This window comes from Micromonospora hortensis (genome assembly GCF_022230935.1).
Taxonomy (GTDB): domain Bacteria; phylum Actinomycetota; class Actinomycetes; order Mycobacteriales; family Micromonosporaceae; genus Micromonospora; species Micromonospora hortensis.
The window spans coordinates 119,814-132,652 of the sequence record NZ_JAKKFE010000017.1 but is presented as its reverse complement, the minus strand read 5'-3'; the positions used below and the strand labels follow the sequence as shown (position 1 = coordinate 132,652).

Genomic DNA, 12,839 nt, shown 5'->3' with positions numbered 1-12,839 from the left:
CCCAATGTGTCGGCCGTACGCTGAACGGCGATGGCTTACCTGGATCACGCGGCGACGACTCCCATGCTCGATGAGGCACTGGAGGCGTACGTCGCTACCGCCCGCGAGGTCGGCAACGCGTCCTCGCTGCACGCGGCGGGCCGCCGTGCCCGCCGCCGGGTCGAAGAGTCACGCGAACAGGTGGCAGCGGTGCTGGGCGCCCGGCCCTCCGAGGTGATCTTCACCGGTGGTGGCACGGAGAGCGACAACCTCGCGGTCAAGGGCATCTTCTGGGCCCGCCGAGCAGCCCGGCCCGACCGTCGCCGGGTGGTCTCCAGCGCCGTCGAGCACCACGCGGTGCTGGACGCTGTCGACTGGCTGGGCCAGCACGAGGGCGCCGAGGTCGGCTGGCTGCCGGTGGACGCCGTCGGTCGGCTCGACCCGCAGACCCTGCGCGCCGAGTTGGCCGCGCACGCCGACCAGGTGGCAGTGGTCACCGCGATGTGGGCGAACAACGAGGTGGGCACCGTCCAGCCGGTGGCCGAGCTGGCCGCCGTCGCCGCCGAACACGGGGTGCCCTTCCACACCGACGCCATCCAGGCGGTCGGTCAGGTGCCCGTCGACTTCGGCGCCAGCGGGGTCGCCGCGCTGACCGTCACCGGGCACAAGTTGGGCGGCCCGACCGGGGTGGGCGCGCTGCTGCTCGCCCGGGACGTGCCGGCCACGCCGCTGCTGCACGGCGGCGGTCAGGAACGCGACATCCGCTCCGGCACCCTGGACACCGCCGGCATCGTCGCCTTCGCGGTCGCTGTGGAGTCGGCAGTGAAGGGTCAGCAGGAGTACGCGGCCAGGGTGGCCGCGCTCCGCGACGACCTGATCGAGCGGGTCCGCCAGGCGGTGCCCGAGGTGATCTACAACGGTGACCCGACCGACCGGCTGCCCGGCAACGCGCACTTCTCCTTCCCCGGCTGCGAGGGCGACGCGCTGCTGCTCCTGCTCGACGCGCAGGGGATCGCCTGCTCGACCGGCTCCGCCTGCTCGGCCGGCGTGGCCCAGCCCTCGCACGTGCTGCTGGCGATGGGTGCCGACGACGACCGCGCCCGCTCCTCGCTGCGCTTCACACTGGGCCACACCAGCACCCAGGCCGACATCGACGCCCTCATCGCGGCCCTCCCGGCAGCAGTCGACCGGGCCCGCCGAGCCGCCGCTCTCCGCACCCCCCGCTAGCGCGGGTCAAGCCCCGCGATCGTGCGCTATTGGTTGGCCGTTCGCGCCTTGCGCGGCATATGTCGCCGCAGAAACTGCAAGATCGCGAAGGTGGACGGGCGGGGCGGGCACGGGTCCGGTGGGTTTTCGGGGCTGGTGGATAGGGTTGTGGTGGGGACGGGAAAGGGAGTGGGTCAGTGAGGGTTCTGGCGGCGATGTCGGGTGGGGTTGACTCGGCCGTGGCGGCGGCGCGGGCGGTGGCGGCCGGGCACGACGTGACCGGCGTGCACCTGGCGCTGGCCCGCAACCCACAGACCTATCGGACGGGCGCGCGCGGCTGCTGCACCCTGGAGGATTCCCGGGACGCCCGGCGGGCGGCCGACGTGATCGGCATCCCGTTCTACGTGTGGGACATGGCCGACCGCTTCCACGAGGACGTGGTCGACGACTTCGTCGCCGAGTACGCCGCCGGTCGTACGCCGAACCCCTGCCTGCGCTGCAACGAGAAGATCAAGTTCGCGGCGGTGCTGGACCGGGCGGTGGCCCTGGGCTTCGACGCGGTGGTGACCGGGCACCACGCCCGCCTCGGCGCGGACGGGCTCCTGCGGCGCAGTGTCGACCTGGCCAAGGACCAGTCGTACGTGCTCGCCGTACTCACCCGTGAGCAGCTCGACCGATCGATCTTCCCGCTCGGTGACGCGACGAAGGCGCAGGTCCGCGCCGAGGCCGCCGAGCGTGGCCTGGCCGTGGCCGACAAGCCGGACTCGCACGACATCTGCTTCATCGCCGACGGGGACACCCGCGGCTTCCTGGCCGGCCGGCTCGGTGAGGCCCCCGGCGACGTGGTGGACGCCTCCACCGGCGCCGTCGTCGGCAGTCACAGCGGCGCGTACGCCTACACGGTGGGGCAGCGCCGCGGGCTGCACCTGGACCGGCCCGCCCCGGACGGCCGGCCACGCTACGTGCTCTCCATCACGCCGAAGACCAACACGGTGACTGTGGGCCCGGCCGAGGCCCTGGACGTGTCCGACGTGCACGCCGTACGTCCGGTCTGGACCGGCGGCGCCCGTCCGGACGCCCCGGTCGAGTGCGAGGTGCAGTTGCGCGCGCACGGCGACGCGGTGCCGGCGACCGTCGCCCTCGACGGTGACCGGCTGCACGCCGAGCTGCGCCGACCGGTCCGCGGTGTCGCCGCCGGTCAGGCCGTGGTCGCGTACCGGCCGGACCCTGCCGGCGACGTGGTCCTCGGCTCCGCGACCATCACCGGCTGACCGCACGGCCTGGGTGTTCGCGGGATAGCCTTCGCCCGTGACAGATCAGGCGTGGCCCTGGCCGGCCGGCGCGGCAACCGGAATTGGTTCGCTGCCCGGCACCGACATCGGCGAGGCTCAGCGGGTGGTCCTCGGGGAGCTTCCCGAGCTGCCCCACCTGCCCGAGTTGCCGGCCCGTGGCCCCGGAGCGGACATGATCGGCCGGTCCGCCGGGCTGCTCGTCGAGGTGCCCGTCGAGGTGTACGCGGGGCGGTGGCGGGTCGCCCCACGCCCGGGCCGGGACCTGCGCCGGGCCCGTGACCTGATGGAACGCGACCTGGACCAGCTCGCCGAGCAGGCCGAGGGGTACGCCGGGCCGATCAAGGTGCAGGCCGCCGGCCCGCTCACGCTGGCCGCCTCCCTGGAGTTGCCGATCGGTGGCCGAATGCTGCGCGATCCCGGCGCGGTCCGCGACCTGACCGGCTCCCTCGCCGAAGGGCTGCGCGCGCACGTCGCGGCGGTCGCCCGCCGGCTGCCCCAGGCATCGGTGCTGCTGCAACTGGACGAGCCGTCACTGCCGACTGTGCTGGCCGGGCGGGTGCCGACGGAAAGCGGTCTGGGCGCGTACCGGGCGGTCGACTCGGTGGACGCCGCCGCCCTGCTGCGCACTGTAGTCGAGGCGGTCGGCGTGCCGACGCTGGTGCACTGCTGCGCCCCGGACGTGCCGCTGGAGCTGATCCGCTCTACCGGCGCCGTCGCGGTCGCCCTCGACCTGGACCTGGTCACCAAGCTCGACCCGCTGGGCGAGGCGATCGACGCCGGCCTCGGGTTGCTGGCCGGGGCCGCGCCGACCCGGCCGCCGTCGGCCGGTGGCGCGCCGACCTCCGCGCAGATCGCCGATCGGGTACGCCAGGTGTGGGACCGCCTCGGCTTCCCTCGTCGCCAACTCGCCGAGCAGGTGGTGGTCACCCCGGCCTGCGGCCTCGCCGGCGCCACACCGGAGTACGCGCGGGCGGTGCTCGCGGCGTGCCGGGACGCCGGCCGACGCCTCGGCGAGGACTGAGGTTTCCTGTCGTACCCGGTGGGCAGGATGACGGTCATGATTGGACAGCTGCGTTCAGTGGTGATCGACTGCCCGGATCCGCGGGCGTTGGCGGCGTTCTACGCCGAGCTGCTCGGCGTACCGCTCGCCGAGGGTGACTCCGATGACGACTGGGTGGTGCTGGGCGGCCCACCCGGTCACCAGCCGCGCCTCGCCTTTCAACAGGCGCTCAACCTGCGCCAACCGGCCTGGCCGGATCCTGAGCGCCCACAGCAGTTCCACCTCGACGTGACGGTCGACGACATCGAAGCCGCCGAGAAGGCCGCGCTCGCGCTGGGTGCTCGGCGGCTGCCAGGTGAGGGCGAGGGCTTCCGGGTCTACGCCGATCCGGCCGGCCACCCGTTCTGCCTCTGCTGGGACTGACCCTGCCGTGGGTTGCGGCGGCCCGGCATCATGGCCGCCGTGATCCATACCTCTGCGCTTCGCGCCTCCGGTTCGCTCTTCGGTCTCGCCTACGGTGACGCGCTGGGCAAGCCGACGGAGTTCCTGACCGTCGCCGAGATCGTGCGCCGGTACGGCCCGGCCGGCCCCCGGGAGCTGTCCGGCGAGCCGGCACTGGTCACCGACGACACCCAGATGGCGCTCGCGGTGGGTTGGGCGCTGCACGAGGCGCCGTCGTTCACGCCGGAGGCGGTGGAGCCGCTGCTGCGTCAACGTTTCCTGGCCTGGGCGGTCAGCCCGGACAACAACCGAGCCCCGGGCATGACCTGCCTGCGTGCCTGCGCGGAGTTGAGCCGTGGGCTGCCCTGGCAGGAGGCGACGGTGGTCGGCTCGAAGGGCTGCGGGGCCAACATGAGGGTCACCCCGGTCGGGTTGCTCGACGTGGACCTCGACACGCTCGCCGGGTTGGCCCAGTTGCAGGCCGGGCTGACCCACGGCCATCCGACCGGGCTGGCCGCCAGCGAACTCACCGCGTACGCGGTCTTCGCGCTGCGCGCGGGCGTTTCGCTGCCCGACCTTCCCGCGGTGCTCACCGAGCGGGCACTGTCCCAGCGCCTGGTCTACTCCGAGCGGTGGCTGGGCGACCTCTGGCAGCACGCCGGTTCCGGTTCTCCCCAGGAGTTCATCGCCCGGGGCTGGGACGAGTGCCTGGCGGTGCTGGGCCGACTGACGGACGCCCTGCGCAAGCCCGACGACGGCGGCGACCCGTGCCGGGACACCGGGGAGGGCTGGGTGGCCGAGGAGGCGCTGGCCACCGCGCTGCTCTGCGCCGTACGGCACGCCGACGACCCGGTCGCTGCGCTGGCCCGGGGCGCGACCACCGCCGGTGACTCCGACTCGATCGCCGTCCTGGCCGGCGCGTTCGTGGGCGCGGCCGTCGGCATGACCGCCTGGCCGCGTGACTGGGCCAACCGCATCGAGTACGCGGACCAGTTGGCCACGCTCGGCGCGACCTGGGACTGATCCGGGCGGCCACGCGGATGGTGGGGTGGTCAGGAGGTGGGGAGGTGGCGCAGGCTGCGGACCTTTCGCCACAGGTCGGCGTCGCAGCGGCCGGCGTGGTCGGCGAAGGCGGCCGAGTTGAGTCGGATCGGCTCGGTGAGGCTGAGGTAACTGTCGTGCTCCGCGCCCGGGTCCCAGTCCCGGGTGGGAATCCGCACGTGGTCGTCCCGGTCGCTCTTGTCCTGGCTGGTGATCTTCAGGACGTCGGCGCCACGGGAGTCGGCGCGCAGCACCAGGCACGGGCGCACCTTCGACCCGCTGCCGTCGGCGTACGGCACGTCGGCCCACCAGATCTCACCGGGCGCCGGGGCGTCGCCGTGTCGGTCGGTGTCGCGCGAGCGGGGCTTGGTGGACGGCCGTCCGGCGCCACGGGGCCGTGGTGGGGTGGAACGACGGCCACCGCTGCCGCCCCGACCCGGCCGGGTGCCCGGACGGTTGGCCACCCGGTGCCGCCAACTGTTCCACGCCCAGCCGGCGGCCACGGCCAGCAGGATCGCCGCCGCCCAGAGCAGTGCCTCGGGCATCCGTACCTCCGTGTCCCGGCGGCCCACGGGCCGCCATCGTCCGGCGATCCTCGCACGCCACCGCCCGTGCCGCTCGCCAACCACACCGCAGCCGCCCCGCCCGCGCCGATCTTGCAGTTTCGGTCGCCGAGATGCGCGGAACACCCCAAATGCCGCGACAGCAAATGCAAGATCGCGGGAAGGGTGGATCAACTAATCACCGGATAGGGCTGGGGGGAAAGGAGGGGGGAAGGAGGGGAGGGGAGGGGGGAGGGGAGGGAGGGGGGTGGCGCTTTGGGTGCGGGTGGGCGGCGGATTGTCCCACCGGCCCGATACGGTGCCGGAGTAGCGTGATCAGGGAGGTCGCAGGCGTGTCCGAAGGTGGCGGTGTGTCCGAGGAACAGATCGGTCAGCAGGTCAGCCCGGCGCAGGAGGCGGCGGCCGGGGCTGAGCCGACGCCGCAGGCCAGGGAACGGCATGCCGCGCTCAGTCAGGAGTTGACCGAGCACCAGTACCGCTACTACGTGCTGGACGCGCCGACCATCCCCGATGCCGACTTCGACAGGCAGTTGCGCGAGCTGGAGGCACTGGAGGAGGAGTTTCCGGCGCTGCGGACTCCCGACTCGCCGACCCAGCGGGTGGGTGGCACCTTCTCCACCGACTTCACACCGGTCACCCACGCCGAACGGATGCTGTCGCTCGACAACGCCTTCGCCGACGAGGAGTTGGCGGCCTGGGCCGAGCGGGTCGAACGGGACGCGGGCGGGCCGGTGCCCTACCTGTGCGAGCTGAAGGTCGACGGGCTGGCGATCAACCTGACCTACGAGAACGGCCGGCTGGTCCGGGCCGCCACCCGAGGCGACGGGCGTACCGGTGAGGACGTCACGGCAAACGTGCGCAGCATTCGGGACGTGCCCGGCCAGCTCGTCGCGTCCGCCGAATTCCCGGATGTCCCCGAGTTGGTGGAGGTCCGAGGCGAGATCTACTTCCCGATCGCCGCGTTCGCCGATCTCAACGCGGGTCTGGTGGAGCAGGGCAAGGCGCCCTTCGCCAACCCCCGCAACGCCGCCGCCGGCAGCCTGCGACAGAAGGATCCACGGGTCACCGCCACCCGGCCGCTGCGCCTGGTGGTGCATGGCATCGGCGCCCGCCGCGGGTTCCAGCCCACGGCGCAGTCCGAGTCGTACGCGGCACTCAAGTCCTGGGGGTTGCCGACCAGCGACCGGTGGCGGGTCGTCCCGGACCTGGCCGGCGTGGCGGAGTTCATCGCCTACTACGCCGAGCACCGGCACGACGTCGAGCACGAGATCGACGGCGTGGTGGTCAAGGTCGATCCGGTCTCCATCCAGGGCCGGCTCGGGTCGACCAGTCGTGCCCCCCGCTGGGCGATCGCGTTCAAGTACCCGCCGGAGGAGGTCACCACCAAGCTGCTCGACATCGACGTCAACGTGGGGCGCACCGGCCGGGTCACCCCGTTCGCCGTGCTCGAGCCGGTGCGCGTGGCCGGTTCCACAGTCGCGCTCGCCACCCTGCACAACGCCCGCGAGGTGGAGCGCAAGGGGGTGCTGATCGGCGACACGGTGGTGCTGCGCAAGGCCGGAGACGTGATCCCCGAGGTGCTCGGCCCGGTCGTCGATCTGCGGCCCGTCGACGCCCGGCCGTTCGTCATGCCGACCAGTTGCCCGGCCTGCGGCACCCCGCTCGCGCCGTCCAAGGAGGGCGACGTGGACATCCGTTGCCCCAACACCCGCAGTTGCCCGGCCCAGTTGCGGGAGCGGGTGTTCCACCTCGCCGGCCGGGGTGGCTTCGACATCGAGGTGCTCGGCTACAAGGGTGCCGCCGCCCTGCTCGACGCGGAGATCATCAGCGACGAGGGCGACCTGTTCCAGCTCGACGCCGAGCAGCTGTCCCGGTCGCCGTTCTTCGTCAACAAGGACGGCACCCTGGGCAGCAACGCCACCAAGTTGCTGGACAATCTCGCGGTCGCCCGGGAACGGGACCTGTGGCGGGTGCTGGTGGCGCTCTCCATCCGGCACGTCGGCCCGACCGCGGCCCAGGCGCTCGCCCGGCACTTCCGCTCGATGGACGCCATCGACGCGGCCGCCGAGGAGGAACTGTCCTCCGTCGACGGGGTCGGGCCGACCATCGCTGCCAGCATCCGCGAGTGGTTCGCTGTGGACTGGCACCGCGAGGTGGTCCGCAAGTGGGCCGAGGCCGGCGTACGGATGGCCGAGGAGGCGGTCGACGAGGGGCCGCGCCCGTTGGAGGGGTTGACGGTGGTGGTGACCGGCACCCTCGCCAGTTATTCGCGCGACCAGGCCGCGGAGGCCGTGCAGAGCCGGGGCGGCAAGGTCAGCGGGTCGGTCTCCAAGAAGACGAGCTTCGTGGTGGTGGGGGACAACCCCGGGTCGAAGGCCGACAAGGCCGCCAGTCTTAAGGTGCCGGTGCTCGACGAGGACGGGTTCCGCCTCCTGCTGGAGGCCGGCCCGGACGCCGCCCGGGAGGTCGCTCAACCGGGCGGCTGACCCCCGCCGGCGGCACGGCACGGCGAGTGGCCGCGTATACCAACTTAATTACGACTACGACCGATTCGTGACTGTCATACCGGGAAACTGGGGGCCGAGGGCGTTTCATTGGGTCACGGCGCGCGCACCGGCACGCCGATGGTCGGTCGGGAGGTGTGGTGGAGGTCGCCGACCCACGCAACTCGCTTCCTGCGGGACGGGTCGCACCGTTCGCCGCCTTCGTCGCCGGCATCCTGGCGTTCGCCGCGCTGACCGCCGCCGTTCCACTCGCGAGGCTTCCCGGCGAGTTGTCCCAGTTGCCGGTGGCGTTCTGGACGATGGCCGCGCTCGCCGTGATCTGCGACGCGCGCCCGTTCGTGCCACCGGGGCGCCGGCAGACGTCGGCGGTGTTCCCGTCCACCTGCTTCACCTTCGCGATCCTGCTCGGCTGGGGCCTCGGCCCGGCGGTGGTGGTGCAGGCGGTCGGTGTCGTCGTCTCGGGTTGGCGGATGCGGCACGCCGCGTGGCGCACGGCGTTCAACGTCGGCCAGTACGCGTGCGCCCTCGCCGCCGCGTACGGGGTGATCCAGCTCGGCTCGGGCACCATCTTCTCCGGTGGGCGGTTGCACTGGACTGACGTGGCCGCTGTCGGCGGTGCCGCGCTGGCCTGGTTCGTCGTCAACTACGGGTTGGTGAGCTGGGCGGTGCGGCTGCGTTTCGGGGATCGCTGGTGGCCGACCGTCCGCCAGGGCCTCGGCTTCGAGTTGCTCTCCACCGGCTCGCTGCTGCTGCTCGCCCCGGTGCTGGTCGCGGCGGCGCGGGTCAGCGCCGCGCTGATCCCGCTGGTGCTGGTGCCGCTCTTCGCCGTCTATCGGATGGCGCGGCTGACGAACGAACAGCAGCACCTCGCCGCCGCCGACCCGCTGACCGGGCTGCCCAACCGCAAGGCCCTGCTGGCCGAGGTGGCCGAGCAGGTGCACCTGCACGCCGAGCGGACCGCCCGTGGTGAACCCGACGGGCAGCTCGCGCTCCTGTTGATCGACCTGGACCGTTTCAAGAACGTCAACGACGCCCTCGGGCACGCCGTGGGCGACCGGCTGCTGGTCGAGGTCAGCGCCCGGCTCACCGACATGCAGCCCCGACCACAGATGATCGCCCGGCTGGGTGGTGACGAGTTCGCCATCGTGATGACCGGGCTGACCGATGTCGGTCAGGCGCGGGAGTTGGCCGACCGGGTCGTCGAGGCGCTGGCCGAGCCGGTGCCGCTCGACGGGTTGCCGTTGGACGTGGGCGGGTCGATCGGGATCGCCCTCTTCCCAGAGCACGGCGAGGACTTCGCCACCCTGATGCGCCACGCCGACGTGGCGATGTACGACGCCAAACACCGCAACGACACGGTGGCCGTGTACGCCCCGGAGTCCGATCACAATTCCGCCGAGCGACTCGGCCTCCTCGCCGACCTGCGCCGCGTGCTGGAGACCAGCCCGTCGGCCGAGGGACCGTTCGACGCCGACGCCGAGTCGGCGGTTGAGGGCCAGGGCGAGGGTACGGAACCGGACGGGACCGGCGGGCACGGCGTGCCGAGCGACGCCGAGCGGACTGCCGACGTACCCCTTGTCGCGTCGGCGGAGGTGCGCGGCGGTGACGGGGCGGCGCTGCCCACCGGCGCCCCGGCCGAGGGTGCGCTGCCCACAGCGGCGTCGGACCGGGCCGGGCTGGCGGCGGACCCGGCGTCGGCGGTTGTCACAGCACGACCGGTTGCCGCCCGGTGGTGGGCACGCCGTAGGCGCACCGACGCCGAGCTGGTGCACTCCGATGAGCTGATCAACCGGATCGCCACCGGCGCCGACCCGATCCGGGGCCGCAATGCCCGTGCCACTGTCGCCGGCGCCCGCTCCGGCCCGGCCCGGGAGCGGCGCGCCGGTGGCGTGATCGGTCGGCGGTCCCCGAACGGGAGCGCGGTGGGCAAGGGGCGCAACGGGGCTCGTCGGGATGTCGGGCCGGGTACGCCTGGGCAGCCACTCGAATCGACCGGGTGGGCGCACGCGGACGACGAGCCGGCCGACGACGCCGGGGAAATCACCATGTACTACCAGCCGCAGATCGCCATCGCTACCGGCGAGGTGGTCGGTGTCGAGGCCCTGCTGCGGTGGCGGCACCCCCGGCGGGGCATGGTCGACCCGGAGGAACTGATCCGGGTCGCCGAGCAGAGCGCCGTGATGCGACTGCTCACCCGTCGTGTCGTCGACGACGTGGTGGAGCAGCTCGCCAAGTGGTCGGCGGCCGGCATCGGCCTGCGCGCGGCGCTGAACGTGAGCGTGCGCGACCTGCACACCGGCGAGATCGCCGACCAGATCGCCGACCGGTTGGCCCGCTACGGGGTGCCGGCCGAGCGGCTCCAGGTCGAGATCACCGAGGGCGCGTTGATGGCCGACCCGCGTCGGGTGCTGGCCACCATCTCCCGACTGCACCGGATCGGGGTGGCCATCGCGCTGGACGACTTCGGCACCGGCTACTCCTCGCTCCAGCACCTGCGCCGCCTGCCGCTGTCGGAGGTGAAGGTGGACCGGTCGTTCGTCCTCGGCATGGCCGACGACGCCGACGACGCGGCGATCGTCCGGTCGATGATCGAGCTGGCCGGCGCGCTGGGGCTGCGGGTGGTCGCCGAGGGTGTCGAGGACGAGCGGACCTGGCGGATGCTGCACGCCGCCGGCTGCGACGCGGCTCAGGGCTGGTTCTACGCCCGGCCGATGCCGGCCGAGGAGTTGGTCACCTGGCTGGCCCGGTACCGGCCGGTCCGCCCGACCGGCGGGCTCCCACAGCCGGATGTCGCTCGCCGCCCCACCCGCTGACCCGGCACGAGGGCCGCCGGAGGGGGAGTCGGGGACGCGGCACCGGAGCGGAACAATAGACTCGCTCCGGTCACCGCGTGTCACGCTCCACCTGTCGCGCGGCCGGCACACCGCCCGACCAGCAGGAATTCAGAAGGGGGCACGGATGGCCGCCATCTCCCGCGAGGAGGTCGCGCACCTGGCGCGCCTGTCGCGGCTCGCCGTCACCGAGGAGGAGCTGGACACGTTCGCCGGCCAGCTCGACGTGATCCTCCAGGCGGTCGCCCAGGTCGGCGAGGTCGCCGCCGCGGACATCCCGCCGACCTCGCACTCGGTGCCGCTGACGAACATCTTCCGCGAGGACGTCGTCACGCCGTGCCTGACCCCGGAGGAAGCGCTGTCGGGCGCGCCCGACGCCGAGGACCAGCGGTTCCGCGTACCGCGGATCCTGACCGAGGATGTGGCCTCATGAGCGAGCTGACCGGCAATAGCGATTTGACCAGAATGACCGCGACGGAGATCGCGAGCCTGGTCGCCGGGGGCGAGACCTCGGCCGTCGAGGTGACCCAGGCGCACCTGGACCGGATCGCCGCTGTCGACGACCGGGTGCACGCCTTCCTGCACGTCGACACCGAGGGCGCGCTCGCCGCGGCTCGCGCGGTGGACGAGCGCCGGGCCGCCGGCGAGGAGCTGGGCCCGCTCGCGGGTGTGCCGGTCGCGGTCAAGGACGTGCTCGCCACCCGGGGCGTACCGACCACCGTGGGGTCGAAGATCCTGGAGGGCTGGCGCCCGCCGTACGACGCGACGATCGTGCAGCGGCTGCGGGAGGCCGGCACGGTGATGCTCGGCAAGACCAACATGGACGAGTTCGCCATGGGCTCCTCCACCGAATACTCGGCGTACGGCCCGACGCACAACCCGTGGGACCTGAGCCGGATCCCCGGTGGTTCGGGTGGTGGCAGCGCCGCCGCGCTGGCCGCGTACGAGGCGCCGCTGGCGATCGGCTCGGACACCGGCGGCTCGATCCGCCAGCCCGGCGCGGTCACCGGCACCGTGGGCGCCAAGCCCACCTACGGCGGCACCTCCCGTTACGGGCTGGTGGCCTTCTCCTCGTCGCTCGACACCCCCGGCCCGTGTGCCCGTACGGTGCTCGACGCGGCCCTGCTGCACCAGGTGATCGGCGGGCACGACCCGCGCGACTCCACCTCCATCCCGCAGCCGGTGCCGGACGTGGTGGCGGCGGCGAAGCTCGGCGCTACCGGTGACCTGACCGGTGTGCGGCTCGGCATCGTGAGCGAGTTCGTGGGCGAGGGCGCCGAGCCGGGCGTGATGGCCGCGTTCCGTGAGTCGGTGGACGCGCTGACCAAGATGGGCGCCGAGGTCGTCGAGGTGTCCTGCCCGACGTTCGCGTACGCCCTGCCGGCGTACTACCTGATCGCCCCGAGCGAGTGCTCCTCCAACCTGGCCCGGTTCGACGGTGTCCGGTTCGGCCTGCGGGTCGGCGACGACGGCAACCGGTCGTTGGAGGAGGTCATGTCGCTGACCCGGGAGGCCGGCTTCGGCCCGGAGGTCAAGCGCCGCATCATGATCGGCACGTACGCGCTGTCGTCGGGTTACTACGACGCGTACTACGGGCAGGCGCAGAAGGTTCGGACGCTGATCACCCGGGACTTCACCGCCGCGTTCGAGCGGGTCGACGCGCTGATCTCGCCGACGACCCCGTCGGTGGCGTTCCCGATGGGCGCGCGGACCGCCGACCCGTACCAGATGTACCTGGCCGACCTGTACACGATTCCGACGAACCTGTACGGCGGGCCGGGCATCTCGGTGCCCTGTGGGCTCTCCGAGGGGCTGCCGGTCGGTCTGCAGGTGATGGCCCCGACGATGGCCGACGACCGGATGTACCGGGTCGCCGCCGCGTTGGAGTCCGCAGTCGGCACGTTCACCCCGCCGGCGCTCTAGAACGGACGTCACCGCATCGGCGCCGAGGGACCTGTCCCTCGGCGCCGATCGCGCATCTG

At 72.8% G+C, this 12,839-nt stretch carries 10 protein-coding genes; 9 read left to right on the top strand and 1 reads right to left on the bottom strand.

Annotation, left to right across the window (positions count from 1 at the left end):
* The first annotated feature begins 30 nt into the window (after nt 1-30).
* From NIE111_RS13335 to NIE111_RS13315, 5 genes are all read left to right on the top strand, one after another.
* Nucleotides 31-1,206 (top strand): cysteine desulfurase family protein, encoded by a 1,176-nt coding sequence (locus NIE111_RS13335; protein ID WP_238684696.1) that lies wholly within the window; start codon nt 31-33, stop codon nt 1,204-1,206.
* A gap of 176 nt (nt 1,207-1,382) precedes the next feature.
* Nucleotides 1,383-2,456, top strand: coding sequence for a tRNA 2-thiouridine(34) synthase MnmA (gene mnmA, locus NIE111_RS13330; protein ID WP_238684695.1), 1,074 nt, complete (start codon nt 1,383-1,385; stop codon nt 2,454-2,456).
* A 37-nt stretch (nt 2,457-2,493) separates the two neighbouring features.
* Nucleotides 2,494-3,498, top strand: coding sequence for a methionine synthase (locus NIE111_RS13325; RefSeq protein ID WP_238684694.1), 1,005 nt, complete (start codon nt 2,494-2,496; stop codon nt 3,496-3,498).
* A 36-nt stretch (nt 3,499-3,534) separates the two neighbouring features.
* Entirely contained in the window at nt 3,535-3,900 is a 366-nt protein-coding gene (locus NIE111_RS13320) for a VOC family protein (RefSeq protein ID WP_238684693.1), read from the top strand.
* Nucleotides 3,901-3,930: 30 nt separating this feature from the next.
* A complete protein-coding gene (locus NIE111_RS13315) occupies nt 3,931-4,941 on the top strand; it encodes an ADP-ribosylglycohydrolase family protein (RefSeq protein WP_238684692.1) in 1,011 nt (336 codons plus the stop codon).
* Nucleotides 4,942-4,970: 29 nt separating this feature from the next.
* On the opposite strand, the gene NIE111_RS13310 is transcribed toward NIE111_RS13315, so the two are convergent.
* Complete coding sequence (locus tag NIE111_RS13310; RefSeq protein WP_238684691.1) at nt 4,971-5,504, bottom strand: type II toxin-antitoxin system PemK/MazF family toxin; 534 nt, start codon at nt 5,502-5,504, stop codon at nt 4,971-4,973.
* Between the two features lie 368 nt (nt 5,505-5,872).
* Here NIE111_RS13310 and ligA point away from each other — a divergent pair, with 368 nt between their 5' ends.
* The 4 genes from ligA (at nt 5,873) to gatA (ending at nt 12,780) form a co-directional block, all read left to right on the top strand.
* Entirely contained in the window at nt 5,873-8,008 is a 2,136-nt protein-coding gene (ligA, locus tag NIE111_RS13305) for an NAD-dependent DNA ligase LigA (RefSeq protein ID WP_238684690.1), read from the top strand.
* Between the two features lie 158 nt (nt 8,009-8,166).
* Nucleotides 8,167-10,839 carry a putative bifunctional diguanylate cyclase/phosphodiesterase gene (locus tag NIE111_RS13300; RefSeq protein ID WP_238684689.1) on the top strand — a complete coding sequence of 891 codons (2,673 nt, stop codon included), beginning with the start codon at nt 8,167-8,169 and terminating at the stop codon, nt 10,837-10,839.
* Between the two features lie 145 nt (nt 10,840-10,984).
* Nucleotides 10,985-11,290 carry an Asp-tRNA(Asn)/Glu-tRNA(Gln) amidotransferase subunit GatC gene (gatC, locus tag NIE111_RS13295; protein ID WP_091393256.1) on the top strand — a complete coding sequence of 102 codons (306 nt, stop codon included), beginning with the start codon at nt 10,985-10,987 and terminating at the stop codon, nt 11,288-11,290.
* Nucleotides 11,287-12,780: an Asp-tRNA(Asn)/Glu-tRNA(Gln) amidotransferase subunit GatA gene (gene gatA, locus NIE111_RS13290; protein ID WP_238684688.1), complete on the top strand. Its 1,494-nt coding sequence runs from the start codon at nt 11,287-11,289 to the stop codon at nt 12,778-12,780. Before gatC ends, gatA begins: the two co-directional genes overlap by 4 nt.
* Nucleotides 12,781-12,839: the final 59 nt, after the last annotated feature.

Excerpts from the sequence above, each read along its gene's own strand:
- gatA (WP_238684688.1), top strand. The coding sequence starts at position 11,287 with ATGAGCGAGCTGACCGGCAATAGCGATTTGACCAGAATGACCGCGACG.
- NIE111_RS13310 (WP_238684691.1), bottom strand. The coding sequence starts at position 5,504 with ATGCCCGAGGCACTGCTCTGGGCGGCGGCGATCCTGCTGGCCGTGGCC.
- NIE111_RS13335 (WP_238684696.1), top strand. The coding sequence starts at position 31 with ATGGCTTACCTGGATCACGCGGCGACGACTCCCATGCTCGATGAGGCA.
- NIE111_RS13320 (WP_238684693.1), top strand. The coding sequence starts at position 3,535 with ATGATTGGACAGCTGCGTTCAGTGGTGATCGACTGCCCGGATCCGCGG.
- NIE111_RS13315 (WP_238684692.1), top strand. The coding sequence starts at position 3,931 with ATGGCCGCCGTGATCCATACCTCTGCGCTTCGCGCCTCCGGTTCGCTC.
- gatC (WP_091393256.1), top strand. The coding sequence starts at position 10,985 with ATGGCCGCCATCTCCCGCGAGGAGGTCGCGCACCTGGCGCGCCTGTCG.